Below are 18,341 nucleotides of genomic sequence, written 5' to 3' on the forward strand. Positions count from 1 at the left end.
AGACAACAAACCAGTAGCAATTAAGTTTGCAACGATAACACTCACTTGTATGTGTTAACGACTGTTTGGGGTTGTATAGTCAAGTAATTAAGTGCATGTGGTGGATGCCTTGGCAGTCAGAGGCGATGAAAGACGTGATAGCCTGCGAAAAGCTCCGGGGAGGCGGCAAATATCCTTTGATCCGGAGATTTCTGAATGGGGGAACCCACCCGCTATAAGGCGGGTATCATAAACTGAATACATAGGTTTATGAAGCGAACGAGGGGAAGTGAAACATCTCAGTACCCTTAGGAAAAGAAATCAATTGAGATTCCCTTAGTAGCGGCGAGCGAACGGGGAGCAGCCCATTAAGTTATGTGTGTTTTAGTGGAACGCTCTGGGAAGTGCGAACGTAGAGGGTGATATTCCCGTACACGAAAGGGCACACATAATGATGACGAGTAGGGCGAGGCACGTGAAACCTTGTCTGAATATGGGGGGACCATCCTCCAAGGCTAAATACTCCTGACTGACCGATAGTGAACCAGTACCGTGAGGGAAAGGCGAAAAGAACCCCTGTGAGGGGAGTGAAATAGATCCTGAAACCGCATGCATACAAGCAGTGGGAGCCGACTTGTTCGGTGACTGCGTACCTTTTGTATAATGGGTCAGCGACTTATATTCAGTAGCGAGGTTAACCGAATAGGGGAGCCGTAGAGAAATCGAGTCTTAATAGGGCGTTTAGTTGCTGGGTATAGACCCGAAACCAGGCGATCTATCCATGAGCAGGTTGAAGGTTGGGTAACACTAACTGGAGGACCGAACCCACTGTCGTTGAAAAGCCAGGGGATGACTTGTGGATAGGGGTGAAAGGCTAATCAAGCCTGGTGATAGCTGGTTCTCCCCGAAAGCTATTTAGGTAGCGCCTCGGACGAATACCATTGGGGGTAGAGCACTGTTTCGGCTAGGGGGTCATCCCGACTTACCAAACCGATGCAAACTCCGAATACCAATGAGTACTATCCGGGAGACAGACTGCGGGTGCTAACGTCCGTAGTCAAGAGGAAAACAATCCAGACCGCCAGCTAAGGCCCCAAAATCATAGTTAAGTGGGAAACGATGTGGGAAGGCATAGACAGCTAGGAGGTTGGCTTAGAAGCAGCCACCCTTTAAAGAAAGCGTAATAGCTCACTAGTCGAGTCGGCCTGCGCGGAAGATGTAACGGGGCTAAAACTATGTGCCGAAGCTGCGGATTTGACATTAGTCAAGTGGTAGGGGAGCGTTCTGTAAGCCGATGAAGGTGTATTGAGAAGTATGCTGGAGGTATCAGAAGTGCGAATGCTGACGTGAGTAACGACAAAACGGGTGAAAAACCCGTTCGCTGAAAGACCAAGGGTTCCAGTCCAACGTTAATCGGGGCTGGGTGAGTCGACCCCTAAGGCGAGGCCGAGAGGCGTAGTCGATGGGAAATTGGTTAATATTCCAATACTTCTGTGTAATGCGATGAGAGGACGGAGAAGGTTAAGTCAGCCTGGCGTTGGTTGTCCAGGTGGAAGACCGTAGGCATGCATCTTAGGCAAATCCGGGGTGCTCTATGCTGAGAGTCGATAGCAAGCTGTACTTGTACAGTGAAGTGGCTGATACCATGCTTCCAGGAAAAGTCTCTAAGCTTCAGTTACACAGGAATCGTACCCGAAACCGACACAGGTGGTCAGGTCGAGTAGACCAAAGCGCTTGAGAGAACTCTGCTGAAGGAACTAGGCAAAATGGTACCGTAACTTCGGGAGAAGGTACGCTGCTGACGGTGATGGGACTTGCTCCCTGAGCGGTTGGCAGCCGCAGAAACCAGGCCGCTGCAACTGTTTATTAAAAACATAGCACTCTGCAAACACGAAAGTGGACGTATAGGGTGTGATGCCTGCCCGGTGCTGGAAGGTTAATTGATGGGGTTAGCGTAAGCGAAGCTCTTGATCGAAGCCCCAGTAAACGGCGGCCGTAACTATAACGGTCCTAAGGTAGCGAAATTCCTTGTCGGGTAAGTTCCGACCTGCACGAATGGCATAATGATGGCGGCGCTGTCTCCAGCAGAGGCTCAGTGAAATCGAAATCGCTGTGAAGATGCAGTGTACCCGCGGCTAGACGGAAAGACCCCGTGAACCTTTACTGCAGCTTGACATTGAACTTTGACCTTACTTGTGTAGGATAGGTGGGAGGCTTTGAAGTTGGAACGCTAGTTCCAATGGAGCCGTCCTTGAAATACCACCCTGGTAATGTTGAGGTTCTAACTCTGTCCCGTAATCCGGGACGAGGACCATGTCTGGTGGGTAGTTTGACTGGGGCGGTCTCCTCCTAAAGAGTAACGGAGGAGTACGAAGGTGCGCTCAGCGTGGTCGGAAATCACGCGTAGAGTATAAAGGCAAAAGCGCGCTTAACTGCGAGACCCACAAGTCGAGCAGGTACGAAAGTAGGTCTTAGTGATCCGGTGGTTCTGTATGGAAGGGCCATCGCTCAACGGATAAAAGGTACTCTGGGGATAACAGGCTGATACCGCCCAAGAGTTCATATCGACGGCGGTGTTTGGCACCTCGATGTCGGCTCATCTCATCCTGGGGCTGAAGCAGGTCCCAAGGGTATGGCTGTTCGCCATTTAAAGAGGTACGCGAGCTGGGTTTAGAACGTCGTGAGACAGTTCGGTCCCTATCTACCGTGGGCGCTGGAAATTTGAGAGGATCTGCTCCTAGTACGAGAGGACCAGAGTGGACGAACCTCTGGTGTACCGGTTGTCACGCCAGTGGCATCGCCGGGTAGCTATGTTCGGAAGGGATAACCGCTGAAAGCATCTAAGCGGGAAGCCTACCTCAAGATAAGATTTCCCTAGGAATTTATTCCTCTAAAGAGCCGTTCGAGACTAGGACGTTGATAGGTTGGGTGTGGAAGCACGGTGACGTGTGAAGCTGACCAATACTAATTGCTCGTGAGGCTTGACTATACAACACCCAAACAGTTGTTGTATTCAAGATAAATTCAATACACAACTTGATTTAGTGTATAAACTAGTTAAAATGCTGAACACAAAGTTAGACTCAATATCTAATCCGTTAATAACTCTTTGGATCGTAAGTAAGGCAAACATTATTAATTAATGTGAATAAGACCCGAAAACACCACAACAGTTTGCTGGCGACAATAGCAAGAGTGAACCACCTGATCCCTTCCCGAACTCAGAAGTGAAACCTCTTCGCGCTGATGGTAGTGTGGCGTTTGCCATGTGAGAGTAAGTCATCGCCAGCTTTTAATTCTAAACACCCCCAACCTAACAGTTGGGGGTGTTTTTTATTGTGTTTCTTTCCCATATAAAACACGTAACCAACCAATAAAGTTTATATAAATCTTTTTTTGCTAGTTTTTTGAGCATATAGATAGATGGAAAGTAAGCTTATTTATAGTTGTTCAAGTTTCTTTGTGTTATAAATAATTTTATAGGCATGTTTTTTGCTTTTTCTGATATAGGGAATGATTATGAAATTATCTGTTGGGTTGAAAGTAGCGAATAATTTATCGTTAACTCCTCAATTGCAGCAGGCAATTCGACTTTTACAACTCTCTAGTTTGGAGTTGGAGCAAGAGATACAAATTCAACTTGATAGTAATCCATTGCTCGAAAAAATTGAAGATAATAATAGTATTGAAAGTTTAAATAGTGTTGAAGCTAATGAAAATAAAGATTTAACATCTGAATTGAATGCAGATCATTTACCTAATGATTTACCTGTTGATACTGAGTGGGATGATATTTATACGCATCAATCCACCGCACTTGCTACACCAGAGTATGAAGAAAGAGAAGATAACAGACAAATTCACCTTAGTTTAAAAGAACATATTCTAGAACAAGTTAATCTTTTGCATTTTTCTAGGGTGGATAAGCTGATTGCTTATTGTATTGTAGACTCTTTGGATGATAAGGGATTTCTAGATGCTGATTTGACAGATATTTTAATTGCTGTGAATCAATTGTTACGAGAGGTTGATAACGACGAAGATGTTGAAGAAGATGAGGTTATTGTTGTCTTAAAACATATTCAACGTTTAGAGCCGATAGGTGTTGGCTCAAGAAGTTTGGCTGAATGTTTGCAAATTCAATTAGAAACAATTAAAGACAAGACTCCTTTTTTAGCCGAAGCAAAGCAGCTTTTAAATTACTATGAACTGCTGATTTCTAATGATTTAAATAAATTATTGAAACAAACTGGATTATCAAAAGAACAACTTACTAATGCAATTGAGCTACTTAAAACCTTAAAGCCTTATCCTGGGTTGGAGTTTGATCAACAAGAATCAGAGTATCAGGTACCTGATGTCGTTGTCGCAAAGAAAGATCAGCATTGGAATGTACAATTAAATCCGGATGTAATGCCTAAATTACGGATTAATTCATTTTATTCCAATATGATTCGTCGAGCAGATCAAAGTGACGATAATGTTTATTTACGAAATCAAATGTTAGAAGCAAAGAACTTCATTAAGAGTATAGATGAGCGTCATAAAACATTATTGAAGGTTGCGACTTGTATTGTTGAACATCAGCGAGCATTTCTTGAGCAAGGTGCTGAAGCAATGAAGCCTTTAGTTTTGCGTGATGTAGCAGAAGAAGTTGAACTACATGAATCAACAGTATCTCGTGTGACAACCAATAAATATATGCTTACACCCCGTGGGTTATTTGAATTGAAATACTTTTTTTCAAGTCATGTTGGAACAACTTCTGGTGGGGAGGCATCTTCGACTGCAATTCGTGCCATGATTAAAAAGCTCGTATCTAATGAAAATCCACGTAAGCCTTTGTCAGATAATGCAATAGCAGAGATGTTGAAAAAAGAAGGTATTGAGGTTGCTCGTAGAACAGTCGCAAAATATAGAGAATCGTTACATATTCCTTCATCTTCTGAAAGAAAAGTCTTGATCTAAATTTTAAGGTGTGACTATTCTAATAGCTCATTATGACGAAATAATGAATTTTTTTAATAGTCACTAGAGAGATCACTGAAATGATTTAATGGATACTGAACCACTCATGTGCATTAATTTGTTTTAGTTATTTCTTGAATCCTAAGAAAAGGTGAGGGATAGAATTATGCAAATAACAATTCGTGGACACCATTTAACCATTACACCAGCAATTGAAAAAAATATAAAAGAAAAGTTTAGTCAAATGACTAAGCATCTTGATCAAGTAAACAGTATGCAAATTAAATTAGCGAAAGATCATCAAATCGATAAGCGTTCGCATAAAGGGAGTGCCAATCATATAGCTGAGGCCATCATACGTTTACCAGGGGTTGAGCTGTTTGCTCAAGCAACAGCAGATGATATGTATACTTCAATAAAAAAACTGACAGAAAAATTAAAAAGACAGCTTGCTAAACATAGAAAAATGCAATGTTCTTACCAGCATGAGTTGGTTGTTTTAAGTTAAATTGCTTTTAAGAAAGAGGCTAATTTTGATAGCCTCTTTTTTTTATTTTTAAAAAAAGAAACTGCTTACTGAATAATGTGAAAAAGTTATAGTAAAATATGCGGTTTTACACCATTGGCTGTATAAGAGGTCTTGTAATGAATAGTGAACAGCTCACGCAAATTTTAAAAGAAGCTTTCCCTGAAGCAGAAGTAGCAGTGAGTGGACAAGCTGGAAAATTCGACCTTCGTATTGTAGATGATCAATTTGAAGGAAAGAGAACTCTTACACGTCAACAAGCCGTATATGCACCTCTTAATTCTTATATCGCGAGTGGTGAAGTTCACGCAGTTACTATTCGTGCAATGACTAAAGACGAATGGCGTAAAGCAAGCCTTTTCGGAGCTTAAATATTAATGGATAAATTTTTAATTACGGGCGGTGTTAAGCTCGAAGGTGAAGTACGCATTTCTGGTGCTAAAAATGCAGCTTTACCTTTACTCGCTGCAATGATTCTTGCGGACTCTCCGACTACTTTAACCAATGTGCCAAACTTAAAAGACGTAAATACATTAGTCAAATTAATAGCGGGTCTTGGCGTTACCATGACCTATGAAGGGGATACGGTTCGTGCTGATGCATCAACATTAGATAATCAATTTGCACCATACGAACTTGTGAAAACAATGCGTGCTTCAATTTTAGTGTTAGGTCCATTATTAGCACGTTATGGTAATGCAAAAGTATCATTACCAGGTGGTTGTGCCATTGGTTCACGTCCAGTTGATCAGCATTTAAAAGCTTTGGAAGCGTTAGGTGCACATATTGAAGTTGAAAATGGATATGTTCATGCTTCAGTTGATGGTCGATTAAAAGGCGGTGAAGTCATTTTTGATATGGTGACCGTGGGTGGCACAGAGAATATCTTGATGGCTGCTGTTTTAGCAGATGGTGTTACCACAATTCGTAATGCTGCTAGAGAGCCTGAGATTACAGACCTCGCCCAAATGCTAATTAAAATGGGTGCAAAAATTGAAGGCCTTGATACAGACACTTTGGTAGTAACTGGTGTTGAAAGTCTGCATGGTTGTGAATACGCAGTCGTAGCAGATCGTATAGAAACTGGTTCATATTTAGCTGCTGCAGCGATCACTGGTGGTCGTATCAAAACGACGCATACAGATCCAGCATTATTAGAAGCTGTATTAGATAAATTCGAAGAAATGGGTGCGGAAGTTACTCGTGGCGATGATTGGATTGAACTAGACATGCAAGGGAAACGTCCTAAAGCTGTTAGTTTTAGAACATTGCCTCATCCAGAATTTCCGACTGACATGCAAGCTCAAATTATGGCCGTGAATGCAATTGGTCGTGGTTTTGCGACGATTTCGGAAACAATTTTTGAAAATCGCTTTATGCATGTCCCTGAACTTTCACGTATGGGTGCAAATATTCAGGTAGAAGGCCATGATGCGATCGTAACTGGTGTGGAAACACTTCAAGCTGCACCTGTTATGGCTACAGATTTACGTGCTTCATTTTCACTAGTGCTTGCAGCCTTAGTTGCAGAAGGTGAAACACTAATTGATCGTATTTACCATATAGATCGTGGCTATGAACATGTTGAAGAAAAATTGCAAAGTTTAGGCGCTCAGATTAAGCGAGTAAAAGGATGAATGACTTAAGAAACGATGATCCGAATTTTGATGTAATGGGTAATTTTGATCATGGTTTAACTTTAGCACTCAGTAAAGGTCGTATCTTAAAAGAAACATTGCCATTACTTGAAAATGCAGGCATAAATTTACTTGAAGATCCTGATAAATCTCGTAAATTGATTTTCCCAACCACACATAAGAAAGTACGTATTTTGATTTTACGTGCTTCTGATGTGCCCACATATGTGGAAAACGGTGCAGCAGATTTTGGTGTCGCGGGTAAGGATGTATTAATGGAACATGGAGCTCAACATGTGTATGAGTTACTTGACCTGAAAATTGCCAATTGTAAATTAATGACTGCTGGTAAAGTTGGAATGGAGCGCCCGAAAGGACGTTTGAAGATTGCGACGAAGTATGTCAATTTGACGCGTCAATATTATGCGAGCTTAGGTGAACAAGTTGATGTGATTAAGCTCTATGGTTCAATGGAGCTTGCTCCATTAGTAGGCTTGGGTGATTATATTGTCGATGTCGTTGATACGGGTAATACTTTACGCGCCAATGGTTTAGAGCCATTAGAAGAGATTTGTAAAGTTTCTTCGCGTCTTATTGTCAATAAAGCGAGTTTTAAACGTAAACAAGCTTTATTAAATCCAATTTTGACTCAACTTGAACAAGCAGTCCAATCACGTTAAACGTGATTTCCTATGAAAACTGAGTGATAGATGTTGATATGATGCCCACAAGGACTTCGAAAAAGAGTAAACTTATTCTTCTCTTTTTCGCCTTGTGGGTAAATTGATGCGACGTTTATCGACTCAGGATCAAAATTTTAAGCAGATATTTGCTGAACTATTAGCATTTGAAACTGTAAATGATCCTCAATTAGTACAAACCGTAGACCAAATTATTGCCGATGTTCGTCAACACGGTGATCAGCATGTACTTAAGTTAACGCAACAGTTCGATCGACATCCTGCGCATCAATTCTCAGACTTAGAGCTCAGCCAAGAACAACTCAAATCCGCTTTTGAGGGTTTAACCATTGAAACTCGTGATGCACTTGAGTTAGCAGCAAAACGAATTCGTTCATTTCATCAAGCTCAGAAGCAAGAAGGGTGGACTTATGTTGATGATTTGGGAAATACATTAGGTCAAAAAGTCACTCCACTTGATCGTGTTGGGATCTATGTACCTGGTGGTTTAGCCTCTTATCCATCGTCTGTACTTATGAATGCTTTACCAGCCCATGTTGCTGGCGTACCTGAAATTATTATGGTTGTTCCTGCACCCAATGGTGAACTTAATCCATTGGTATTAGCAGCAGCATATTTAGCAGGTGTGAGCCGAGTTTTTACAATAGGTGGTGCACAAGCTGTTGCAGCTCTGGCTTATGGTACTGAAACAATACCAGCGGTGGATAAAATTACTGGGCCAGGTAATCGCTTTGTTGCCGCAGCTAAAAGAGCAGTTTTCGGTCAAGTGGGCATTGATATGATCGCAGGTCCTTCAGAAATTCTTGTTTATGCTGAAGGTGAAAATAATGCTGAATGGTTGGCAATGGATGTATTGTCTCAGGCAGAGCATGATACTGTGGCTCAATCAATTTTCATTACACCCGATGAGAATCTTTTAAATGCTGTGGAAATTGCAATTGAAAAGCATTTGAACGAACTGCAAAAGGCAGATATTGCTCGAACTTCTATCGAAAATCGTGGCGCATTAGTGCTTGTGAAGAATCGTGAAGAAGCAGTTGATCTTATCAACCAAGTTGCTCCAGAGCATTTAGAGTTATGTCTAGATGATGCAGAGTTGATGAGTCAAAAAATACGCCATGCGGGCGCAATATTCATGGGGCGCTATACTCCTGAAGCAATAGGTGATTATTGTGCGGGGCCTAATCACGTCCTACCAACATCTGGTACAGCTCGCTTTTCCTCACCGCTTGGTGTTTACGATTTTCAGAAACGCTCAAGCTTAATTATGTGCTCAAAAGAAGGTGTCAAAACCTTAGCAAAAGCAGCAGACATATTGGCGGTGGAAGAAAATCTCGATGCACATGCTCGATCAGCTCGTTATCGTTATCAATAGCTAACCCACGAATATAGGGGCTGATAAAGTTCCTTTTTAGAGAGTTTTGAGAGTATATAAAATGGCATTTACAATTGAACAAATGCGTTTTTGGAGTCCTGAGGTTCGTGATTTAGAGCCTTACGTACCTGGTGAACAACCAAAAATACAGAATTTATTGAAACTGAATACAAACGAAAATCCTTATCCACCATCACCAAAAGTGGTTGATGCAGTGCAAGCTGTTTTGACTCATCAAGCTGATGCCCTTCGTTTATATCCTGATCCAGATGCTACGGCTTTAAAACAAGCAATCGCTAAACAACAAAATGTTGATGTTAGCCAAGTCTTCGTAGGAAATGGTTCTGATGAAGTGCTTGCTCATATTTTTAAAGCATTTTTCATTCAGCAAGAACCAATTCTATATCCAGATATAACCTATAGTTTTTATCCAGTTTATAGTCAATTTTTTGGTGTTCAAACAAAGCAAATTCCATTGAATGAAAAATTTGAAATAGATATTTCAGATTATGAACAGGAAAATGGTGGCATCATTATCACTAATCCAAATGCACCAACGAGTATTGCATTAGGTTTGGACAAAATTGAACAAGTGTTAAAAGCTAATCCAAATCGTGTGATAGTCATTGATGAAGCTTATGTAGATTTCGGAGCAGAATCAGCCGTTGAACTTGTAAGTCGTTATGAGAATTTGGTTGTATGTCAAACAACCTCCAAATCTCGTTCACTGGCTGGATTACGTGTTGGATTTGCAATTGGACAAGCCCATTTGATTGCTGCACTTGAAGCGGTTAAAAATAGTTTCAATTCATACCCAATTGACCGTTTTGCAATTGCTGCAGCTGTAGCATCTTTTGAAGATCAAGATTATTTTCAAGAACAATGTGAGAAAGTCATTGCAAGTCGTGAAAAATTGGTAGCTAACCTAACTGAGCTAGGTTTTAATGTTTTGCCTTCAAAAGCAAACTTTATTTTTGCTACACACTCCTTACACGATGCAGCACAACTTGCAGAAAAATTGCGTGAGCAAGGTATTATTGTTCGCTATTTCAACAAACCAAGAATTAATCAATTTTTGCGTATCACGATTGGTACTGATGAACAAAATCAGCGCCTAGTTGATACATTAAAAATGCTGATAAGTTAATTTTGAAGTAGCTTATTTTATTTCTGCCATGTATTGAGTAGATCAAGCATGGCAGAAACTTTATCAAAACATTCTTGGTATTCGGCTTCCGCATCAGATGCGATAGTAATTCCACCACCTGCCCAAATCGAAAGATTGTCCTGATTTTTTTGAATACTACGAATTAAAATATTCCAGCGACCTGTACCATCGTAATTAAAATATCCTAAACTTCCGCAATAGGCACCGCGTGGAGATTCTTCAAGTTCATCGATAATTTGCATTGCGCGAATTTTTGGTGCCCCTGTGATTGAGCCTCCTGGAAGTGCTGATAGCAACATTTGCATTGGATTAACTTCTTCTTTTAATGTCGCGGTGATTTCACTCACCATATGATGAACTTGATTAAAACTTTCAATTTCAAATAATTTTGTTGTTTTTACTGAACCAGTTTCTGCATAAACACTTAAATCATTTCTTAGTAAATCCACAATCATTACATTTTCTGCCTGATCTTTTTTTGAATTTGTTAACTTTTCTTTTGAAATAAGGTCTTGTTCAGGATCTTGGTGTCTTGGCATGGTGCCTTTGATTGGTCGAGTTTTAATTTTATTTTTATTATCAAATTCAATGAATAGCTCTGGTGAACAACTTAAAAGTTCGAATTCATTAATTTTTACATAGCCTGCATATGGTGCATGAGTTAATTGCCAAAAATCATTTGATTTACTAAGTAAGGAGCCTTTCGCTTTTGCTGTAAACTCTTGAGTTAAATTTATTTGATAACAATCACCAGCTTTAATATAGTCTTGAATTTTTCTGAATGCCTGTAAATACTTGGTTTTAGACCAGCGAGGTGTACATTGATCCTGTAAAGATAATGATTCTAGTTGATCTAATTTATTTTTAGACAAAAGGGATAGAATGTAATTATAGGTGTTTACTGAATTTTTTTCATTGCCATAGAAATACCATTCACCATTATGATATTTGAGATAACTTGAATATTCACCTAAAAAAAGACTGGGTTGAGAGCGCATAGCAGTTGTAACGCATAAGTTTGAACAATAGTCATAACTTATAAAGCCGATGTATCCACCTTTAAAAGAAATGGATTCAATGGTTGATATTGGATTTTTGCTAAACTGAGCAAAATCAATGATCGATAAAGGATGCGTAATTTGATGATATTGGTTTAACTCAAGTTGAGTGAACTGTCGTGATGTTGAATTTTCGAAGATTAAATAATGTTTTGGCAAAAAACTAATAATAGGTGAGTTTTGATCATGCAAATAAACCAAACCAATTAACTCTCTCAACTGAAATAGAATTTCAGAGACTGATAGAGATGAAATATTGAGTTTTTGCTGAAACTGGCTCATAAACTTGAAAATAACACATGCAAATCATAAGAAATAATTGTACTACAATAGTGAGAAATCATCGGAGTTTTTCAAAAACAGGTTGTAATTCGAAAATCATTTAAACAGTATTTGTGATTCATCTCATAAAAATTGTCATTATCAGTAATTTAAATTCATAAAAATGGCAAAAAGTGTCATTGTTAACATTTATGTAAATATCTTATCCATTCAGATAAATGGAGAACTGAGAGAAATGTATACTTGTTTTTTTAAAAATGGTCTTATAAATATACAGATAATTCACAATGTTATTGCTGACTAAGAGTTGTAATGCAGTAGTGTATTTTTTATGCCGTTTATCGGTTTATTACTAAAAAGCGGTTAACAGGAGTTGAACATAAAATAACAAACAGGTAATTTAGTACTTGCTAAGCGAACTACTCAAGGATCGGAAGTTCAAGTTGTCATTTAAGAAAAAACAACAGTGGACAGTTTAGAGTAGTGTAAGTCAAAAAAATAAATGCTCTTGGGAGAGTGCTCAATGAAAATGTTTACTAAACTAGCTTTAGTTTCTTCAATGGCGATTAGCGCAAATGCAATGGCTATGCAAGCGATGGATGATGCTGCACTTAGCTCTGCTACTGGTCAAGATGGTATCAATATTGGTATTGGTGCTGGTCTAAATGCAGACTTGGCTACCTTTATGGGAACCCCTGTAGCTGTTACAAAAGGTATCTTGGTTGAAGATTTATACGTACATGATAACGACGGTCTAGCTGCAACTGCTGCGTTTAATGGTGTGAACTTAGGTGGTAAAGCAACTCCGGGTGCAATTCATATTGATGGTTTAGGTCTTCAAGCTACTGCTGGTGCTGATAATTTCGATGGTACTGCATCAACTAATCTACTTAATTTAAAAATTGATACTGATGCTGGTGATGCTGCAGCTGGTGGCGCATTCCTAAATATCGGTGCTAATGTTGCAGCACTTCGAGTTAAAGTGGGTGCGATCAGTGTTGGTGCTTCAGGCGCTGCTCCTGATTTAACTGCAAGCAGCATTCGTCGTGGCACGACTGGAACAGAGAACCAAATCCTTACTGGTTTAACTTTGGACATGGGTAAAGTTGCTGCTAACGTACAATTAGGTGCTACTCCGCAAGGCGCTATGGTTCTAGTGAAATCTTCTTTAAGTGGTATTAATATTACTGGTCTAGGTATTAATGATGCTGCTGGTGGTGGTAAAATTTATTTAGATGGTGTACATGTTCGTGGTATTACATCAGCTACCAATCTAACTGGTGCAATTGATCTTGATTTAGGCATCTCTGTAACAAGTACTGGTTTAAAAATTACGAATAACAGCACAGCTGGTAATGATGTCTATATCAAAGCTGTTCGTCTAGGTAATGTTGATACTGCCTCTTTAACTACAGCAGCTAATACAGCATCTATTGGCGATGTAGAAGTTCAAGGTCTTAAACTTGGCCAAACTACGATTACAATCGCTGGTCACTAAGTTGATTTGTTGATTAAAAAAAGCGCATTTATTGCGCTTTTTTTAATCTTTGAAGGAAAGTGGTTTTAAGCTAGATATTAATTTTCTATTTGAAAGTGAGGCCGTTACATATTTTCTTTGAAATACACGAAGATATGTAAAAGAAATAACATTTCATCAAAAAAAGCTAAAAAAAAGCTGTTTTTTTTTATAAAAAACGGTATCTTCATCACACAGGGAAGTAGTGTCAGTGACGCTAAGAATAAAATGAATAAGGCAAATCATGCCGCTGTTAAGAAAAGAGAATTATGTTAGAGATAGCTCTAGGCTCTGCATTGATGTATTACTTTACAACGCAAGCCTTTGAAATAGAAAAAAAACCTGAAGGAACAGTTTATTATACTGAAACTTTAGATTCTAGGAATTCTTCATTTACTCGTAATCATCGAGAAGCGGTTGTTATAAAACCAGCAGTTGAAGATCAGTTTCGAGGCATCGTACGTCAAGCATATGACTATAGTTGTGGTTCGGCGGCATTGACGACACTTTTAAATGGGTACGGTGGTCTAAAGCTCACAGAGCAGCAGACGATGAGTGGCTTGCTTCAGTACGGTGAATATCAACGAATCATTGAAAGAAGAAGTTTCTCCCTACTTGATATGAAAAGATTTGTTGCGGCTTTAGGTCTAAATAGTGGGGGATACCGCGGTGAGTTTTCAGATCTAATTGCGCTTAAGCAGCCAGCAATTGTTCCAATAACATATGCAGGATTTAAACATTTTGTCGTATATAAAGCTTATAAAGATGGGCGCGTGTATGTTGCAGATCCAGCTCTTGGAAATATAAGTTTTGATGAAACTCGATTTCGAGAAGTATGGGATAACAATACCTTATTTATCGTAGATGTTCCTGGACAATATCAAAAGGACTTGTTGGCGTTAAAAGATGAAGATATGCGCCACGTAGATGATGCTACAGTCAATCGATATGCTTTGGCTGAAATTCAATTCCCTACGCAAAAGTTTGAGAAACTTGCTGATAAAGCCTCTACAATGCGTAGGGTACTTGATGCTGATCCAAACTCAGAGAACTACAATAAACCGATCACTACATACATGCGTATGTACTATAAGCGTAAATAATCTCAGAATTTAATAGATGTAGGATGTCATAATGAACAATCAATGGATGAATGTGAGTGTATTAGCATTAAGTTTAAGTGCTATAGCGACGACCCTTTATGCTGAAGACCAAACTGAAGTTGCGAATGTAGAACAGACTCAAATCAATGAGTCGGCAACACAGAGTACACCAGCTGTAGCAGAAGTTCCACCTACAAATGATGCAAGTGAAGCTGCTAATGCTTTGCAGAAGCAAGAAGGTGATGCAACTAAGGAAACTAATTTACAAGAAGTATTCACTTCAAATGAACGTCAGTATTCTTTAATTAAAAAAGGTGTTTTCTCATCTTATTATGATATTGACTATACCTATTATCGCGATAGTCGCCTTGACTTAGCGACTGATGATAGTACGAGTACTTTAGCTCGGCTTCGTGTTGAAGAAGATGCAAATCATACATTAACCAATACTTTTACAGTTCAATATGGCTTACTAGATAACTTAACTTTATCAGCATCTGTTCCATTCATCGCAAAAAAAGACTTACTACAAGATGAAACTGCAGCAGGCTTGGGGGATTTATCATTTGGTGCACGTTGGGAACCTTTTCCGCTTAAACAAGGGCGACTACCTTTAGTTTTATTTGGTAGTTTATCGACCAAAACGGGTGATAGCCCATATGAAATTGGTATTGATGAGTTATCAACAGGTAAGGGCTACTACTCTGTAGGAGTTGGTGCTAGTACACGTAAATATATTGATCCAGTTGTTTTATTTACATCAGTTTCAGCCAATTATGGTCTCAAAGAGACAGGTCTAAATCAACTGCGTGGTAGTCGTACCTTAGAAAGTTTTGACCCTGGTTTAAGTGGTGGTTTTGCTTTTGGTTTTGCTTATTCGTTCAATTACGATGTATCTCTAACGATGTCTTACCAACAAAGCTTTAATACTGGTGCTAAATTTTATTTTAGCGAAGGTGAAAGTTTTAAATCAGCTGATCAAAGTAGTTCCACTCTTTCTTTTGCTTTAGGTGTACGTGTATCCCCAGAAACAATTGTGAATGGAACTGTTGGAATTGGTTTAACAGAAGATGCACCAGATGTTTCATTAGGACTTTCATTCCCGTTAGATATTATTGGTTTTGGTAAAAAACTACGTTAAGGAGACACAATGGTGAAATATCCTAAGTTATGTCCTTTAACGATAGGTATTCTAGTCGCGGGACTTTCGAATTTTACTCATGCACAATTGGGTCAAGACTTATCTGTAGATCTTAGGTCTTTGTCACTTGGAAATGCTGTTACCGCAGATCCACCAGGTATTAGTGCCGTTCATTTTAACCCAGCTGCTCTTGCTAAAATCGATGGTTTGCAAACTGATGTTCAAGGTATTCTTGCGAACTTTGCAATTAAAAGAGATTTTACCGCACCTGCAGGTTACAACGTTTTTGGTTATTCAGATGATCCTTTAGTTTGTAATGATGGACCTGAAGTTGATACAGGAATCTGTACAGATTTTAAAGGCACTGTTTCGGGTGATGTGGAATATGCCAGTATTTATGTTCCAGTACTCAAGAAAATTGTTGATCTTGGTCCTAATGCACCTTTAGCAGCTCCGACAGCGGGTATAGCCTATAAACCTCCTGGTTCTAAAGTTACCTATGCAACAGCAGTTTATGCGCCACTTGTAGCTGGCTTTGGTGCCGAAAGTGGTAATCCTGGTAATTTCATGGGGCAACAAGTTGCTTTAGAACGTATTACCTATCTTTCTCCTTCATTTGGATATCAAGTGAATGATCACTTAGCGATTGGTGCCTCTTTTGGTATGTCTTATCAAGCGATTGCGATGAAGACGGATTTACGTTTCCCCAATGAGATGATTGGTGTGTTGCGTATGGTCGATGAAGTCGTATGTGGTCCATTTAAAGATAATGGCGATATTATTACTGACTTACTGTTATTTGGTATTTGTAATGCTCAAGAGGGCCTAAATCCATTTAATAAATTGGGCGCTTTAGATGTATCCTTAGAACAGTCTTTGAGTCCCAGTTATAATTTAGGTGTGCTATGGGAACCTACAGATGATTTTAGTTTTGGTATGGTTTACCAAAGCGAGGCTAAAATGCGTCTAAAAGGGAAGTATCTTATAAATAATGCGAACGCTTCTCAAGAGCTAATCGCTGGACTAAACTCTTCAGCTACAGGACAAATTCTTGCTGCAATTTTGGGTTTGCCAGGATTTGTACCTAATATCGAATCTGGTCTTGTTGCGATGGATTTTAAATATCCTCAGCATTTTAAAGCAGGAATAAAATACAAAATATTTCCAGATTTACAAATGAATTTCGATATTGGTTGGACTGATTTCTCTGCATGGGATAAGTTTAAATTTGAATTTGATCGACAAATATCATTATTAAAAGTCGCGAAATTATTATCTGGGGATGTTACTGATCGTTCATTAGCATTACCTTTAAAATTCCAATCTTCGTGGCGTTGGGGGATTGGTTTTGAATATTCTGCCACGGATCGTTTAAAGCTACGTATAGGTTATGAACCACGGACAAGTTCGATTCCTGATGATAAGCGAAATACAATGGTTCCAATCAACAACGCACAATTGTTTGGGCTTGGTGTAGGCTATCGCTTTGATCAAGATACAGATTTAGATTTATCTATTGGTTTCTTACGTAGTCGTGATGATATTCCAGCCAATACAAGTAGCCTTGCGAACAAAACGGGTGTAGATAATATCTTACTGAATCCGTACGCAGGTTTAGATATTAAAACAAATACCAAAGTCACTTTACTTGGTATTAATTATAGAACTAGATGGTAATGCTTAAGAAAAATATTCAAATGTCTAAATACACTATGCTAATGATTGGTATTAGCATAGTGTCTGGACAAAATGTGTATGCAGATGGGTTCTATACAATCATTGGCCCAGATGGACGCCCAATGATTGTGCCTAAAAAGGATACCTCACAACAACTTCAATCTCAGGTTAGAAATATTGAGAAAGAATCGACCTTACCCAATAAAATTATTGAAAATAAAGTCGAAACGCCAGTAAAACTGTCTAACTCTCAAAATAGAAATATCCAGAGTGACATAAGTAATACGCGTAAAATAGAAAAGATTGAACCAGCAATTGTTGAGCAAAATGTTGAGTCCCAAAAGACAATTACAATTGAGATTCCATTGTCACAAGAATTGAAATCTGTTCAAACATTAGAATCTAAACAACAAAAGACTAAAGATATAAATCAAAAAGAAAAAGATTCAAAAGTTGTTACTCCAATCAATAATAAAGAACTGAAAAAAGAGTCCAATACATCTGCACAGCAAAAAGATGGTTTTACCAGTATAGATGGTGTGTCATATGTAAATAATGAATATTTAGAAGGCCAAGAATTTAATCTAGAAGGGAAAAAGCGTTTTTATACTATGCCTGATGGGAGTGGACGTTTAGAAACTATTGAGCGTAAAAAAGGGGTTAGTCGCTCAATGTTGGATCGCATAATGAGTCGCCCAATGGAGTCGAGTAAAGCGATTACACTTTCTACAAATTATGTAAGATTAACACCAGAAGACTTAGCATTAGCATTTGAAGAAGATCGCTGTTTTGTTGAAAATTATACAAAATCAATTAAAAAGCTTAGTCTTAATAAAGATATTGGTTTATGGCCAAGAAAACCTCTAAAAGAGAAATTTGAATACGAATTAGTTGAACTAGGCAATCCGATTACATATATTCAGCTTGATTCCTATGCCTCCAGTAATAATAAACCAGTGTATTATTGGCCACTTGTTATCTTCTTAGATAAAAAAGGTTGTATCCAAGAAGGTGTTAGTGGTTTCAAAAATGAAACTGTACATGAAACAACATTCAAGCATGCTGCTATTCAAGGTGTATTGCGTGTCCCAGAAACAGCACACTATGTAATGATGACACCATTAGCCTCAGCAGTTGATGTACCAGAACAAGAGCTTTCAAATCAAGGACAGATAAAAATCTCTGTTATACAGTAAATATTAGGATGAAT

General features: G+C 38.9%; 13 protein-coding genes and 2 rRNA genes. 14 read left to right on the plus strand and 1 reads right to left on the minus strand.

All coding sequences use genetic code 11. The features are described from left to right. The first annotated feature begins 77 nt into the window (after window positions 1-77). From MKL32_RS14425 to hisC, 9 genes are all read left to right on the plus strand, one after another. A 23S ribosomal RNA gene (locus MKL32_RS14425) occupies window positions 78-2,968 on the plus strand. A 187-nt stretch (window positions 2,969-3,155) separates the two neighbouring features. Next, window positions 3,156-3,270 (plus strand): 5S ribosomal RNA (gene rrf, locus MKL32_RS14430). Window positions 3,271-3,498: 228 nt separating this feature from the next. After that, entirely contained in the window at window positions 3,499-4,947 is a 1,449-nt protein-coding gene (locus tag MKL32_RS14435) for an RNA polymerase factor sigma-54 (RefSeq protein ID WP_004952298.1), read from the plus strand. Window positions 4,948-5,113: 166 nt separating this feature from the next. After that, window positions 5,114-5,455, plus strand: coding sequence for a ribosome hibernation-promoting factor, HPF/YfiA family (gene hpf / locus MKL32_RS14440; RefSeq protein ID WP_004914435.1), 342 nt, complete (start codon window positions 5,114-5,116; stop codon window positions 5,453-5,455). Between the two features lie 137 nt (window positions 5,456-5,592). Next, window positions 5,593-5,844: a BolA family iron metabolism protein IbaG gene (gene ibaG / locus MKL32_RS14445; RefSeq protein ID WP_004914432.1), complete on the plus strand. Its 252-nt coding sequence runs from the start codon at window positions 5,593-5,595 to the stop codon at window positions 5,842-5,844. Between the two features lie 6 nt (window positions 5,845-5,850). Next, entirely contained in the window at window positions 5,851-7,110 is a 1,260-nt protein-coding gene (gene murA, locus MKL32_RS14450) for a UDP-N-acetylglucosamine 1-carboxyvinyltransferase (protein WP_151738264.1), read from the plus strand. Then, a complete protein-coding gene (hisG, locus tag MKL32_RS14455) occupies window positions 7,107-7,790 on the plus strand; it encodes an ATP phosphoribosyltransferase (RefSeq protein WP_004952306.1) in 684 nt (227 codons plus the stop codon). Before murA ends, hisG begins: the two co-directional genes overlap by 4 nt. Before the next feature lie 106 nt (window positions 7,791-7,896). Then, window positions 7,897-9,186, plus strand: a complete 1,290-nt coding sequence (hisD, locus tag MKL32_RS14460) for a histidinol dehydrogenase (protein ID WP_151738265.1) — start codon at window positions 7,897-7,899, stop codon at window positions 9,184-9,186. A gap of 61 nt (window positions 9,187-9,247) precedes the next feature. Next, window positions 9,248-10,333 carry a histidinol-phosphate transaminase gene (gene hisC / locus MKL32_RS14465; protein ID WP_151738266.1) on the plus strand — a complete coding sequence of 362 codons (1,086 nt, stop codon included), beginning with the start codon at window positions 9,248-9,250 and terminating at the stop codon, window positions 10,331-10,333. A 17-nt stretch (window positions 10,334-10,350) separates the two neighbouring features. On the opposite strand, the gene pabB is transcribed toward hisC, so the two are convergent. After that, on the minus strand, window positions 10,351-11,694 hold the full coding sequence (gene pabB, locus MKL32_RS14470; protein WP_151738267.1) for an aminodeoxychorismate synthase component I: 1,344 nt from the start codon (window positions 11,692-11,694) through the stop codon (window positions 10,351-10,353). Between the two features lie 523 nt (window positions 11,695-12,217). Here pabB and filA point away from each other — a divergent pair. From filA to filE, 5 genes are all read left to right on the plus strand, one after another. Beyond that, window positions 12,218-13,192, plus strand: coding sequence for a putative pilus system protein FilA (gene filA, locus MKL32_RS14475; RefSeq protein WP_151738268.1), 975 nt, complete (start codon window positions 12,218-12,220; stop codon window positions 13,190-13,192). Window positions 13,193-13,479: 287 nt separating this feature from the next. Further along, complete coding sequence (gene filB, locus MKL32_RS14480) at window positions 13,480-14,313, plus strand: putative pilus system C39 family peptidase FilB (protein ID WP_270900700.1); 834 nt, start codon at window positions 13,480-13,482, stop codon at window positions 14,311-14,313. A gap of 31 nt (window positions 14,314-14,344) precedes the next feature. Continuing rightward, window positions 14,345-15,454: a putative pilus system protein FilC gene (filC, locus tag MKL32_RS14485; protein ID WP_270900701.1), complete on the plus strand. Its 1,110-nt coding sequence runs from the start codon at window positions 14,345-14,347 to the stop codon at window positions 15,452-15,454. A 12-nt stretch (window positions 15,455-15,466) separates the two neighbouring features. Continuing rightward, the gene (gene filD, locus MKL32_RS14490) at window positions 15,467-17,131 is read left to right on the plus strand and encodes a putative pilus system OmpP1/FadL family transporter FilD (RefSeq protein WP_171430655.1); all 1,665 of its coding nucleotides are present in this window, start codon (window positions 15,467-15,469) and stop codon (window positions 17,129-17,131) included. Next, window positions 17,131-18,327: a putative pilus assembly protein FilE gene (gene filE, locus MKL32_RS14495; protein ID WP_270900702.1), complete on the plus strand. Its 1,197-nt coding sequence runs from the start codon at window positions 17,131-17,133 to the stop codon at window positions 18,325-18,327. Before filD ends, filE begins: the two co-directional genes overlap by 1 nt. The last annotated feature ends 14 nt before the right edge of the window (window positions 18,328-18,341 follow it).

Source organism: Acinetobacter sp. AOR34_HL (assembly GCF_027854795.1).
GTDB classification, from domain to species: Bacteria; Pseudomonadota; Gammaproteobacteria; order Pseudomonadales; family Moraxellaceae; genus Acinetobacter; species Acinetobacter junii.

What these genes read in the sequence shown, in the direction of transcription:
- MKL32_RS14435 (WP_004952298.1), top strand. Translation starts at nt 3,499, where the DNA reads ATGAAATTATCTGTTGGGTTGAAAGTAGCGAATAATTTATCGTTAACT.
- hpf (WP_004914435.1), top strand. Translation starts at nt 5,114, where the DNA reads ATGCAAATAACAATTCGTGGACACCATTTAACCATTACACCAGCAATT.
- ibaG (WP_004914432.1), top strand. Translation starts at nt 5,593, where the DNA reads ATGAATAGTGAACAGCTCACGCAAATTTTAAAAGAAGCTTTCCCTGAA.
- murA (WP_151738264.1), top strand. Translation starts at nt 5,851, where the DNA reads ATGGATAAATTTTTAATTACGGGCGGTGTTAAGCTCGAAGGTGAAGTA.
- hisG (WP_004952306.1), top strand. Translation starts at nt 7,107, where the DNA reads ATGAATGACTTAAGAAACGATGATCCGAATTTTGATGTAATGGGTAAT.
- hisD (WP_151738265.1), top strand. Translation starts at nt 7,897, where the DNA reads ATGCGACGTTTATCGACTCAGGATCAAAATTTTAAGCAGATATTTGCT.
- hisC (WP_151738266.1), top strand. Translation starts at nt 9,248, where the DNA reads ATGGCATTTACAATTGAACAAATGCGTTTTTGGAGTCCTGAGGTTCGT.
- pabB (WP_151738267.1), bottom strand. Translation starts at nt 11,694, where the DNA reads ATGAGCCAGTTTCAGCAAAAACTCAATATTTCATCTCTATCAGTCTCT.
- filA (WP_151738268.1), top strand. Translation starts at nt 12,218, where the DNA reads ATGAAAATGTTTACTAAACTAGCTTTAGTTTCTTCAATGGCGATTAGC.
- filB (WP_270900700.1), top strand. Translation starts at nt 13,480, where the DNA reads ATGTTAGAGATAGCTCTAGGCTCTGCATTGATGTATTACTTTACAACG.
- filC (WP_270900701.1), top strand. Translation starts at nt 14,345, where the DNA reads ATGAACAATCAATGGATGAATGTGAGTGTATTAGCATTAAGTTTAAGT.
- filE (WP_270900702.1), top strand. Translation starts at nt 17,131, where the DNA reads ATGCTTAAGAAAAATATTCAAATGTCTAAATACACTATGCTAATGATT.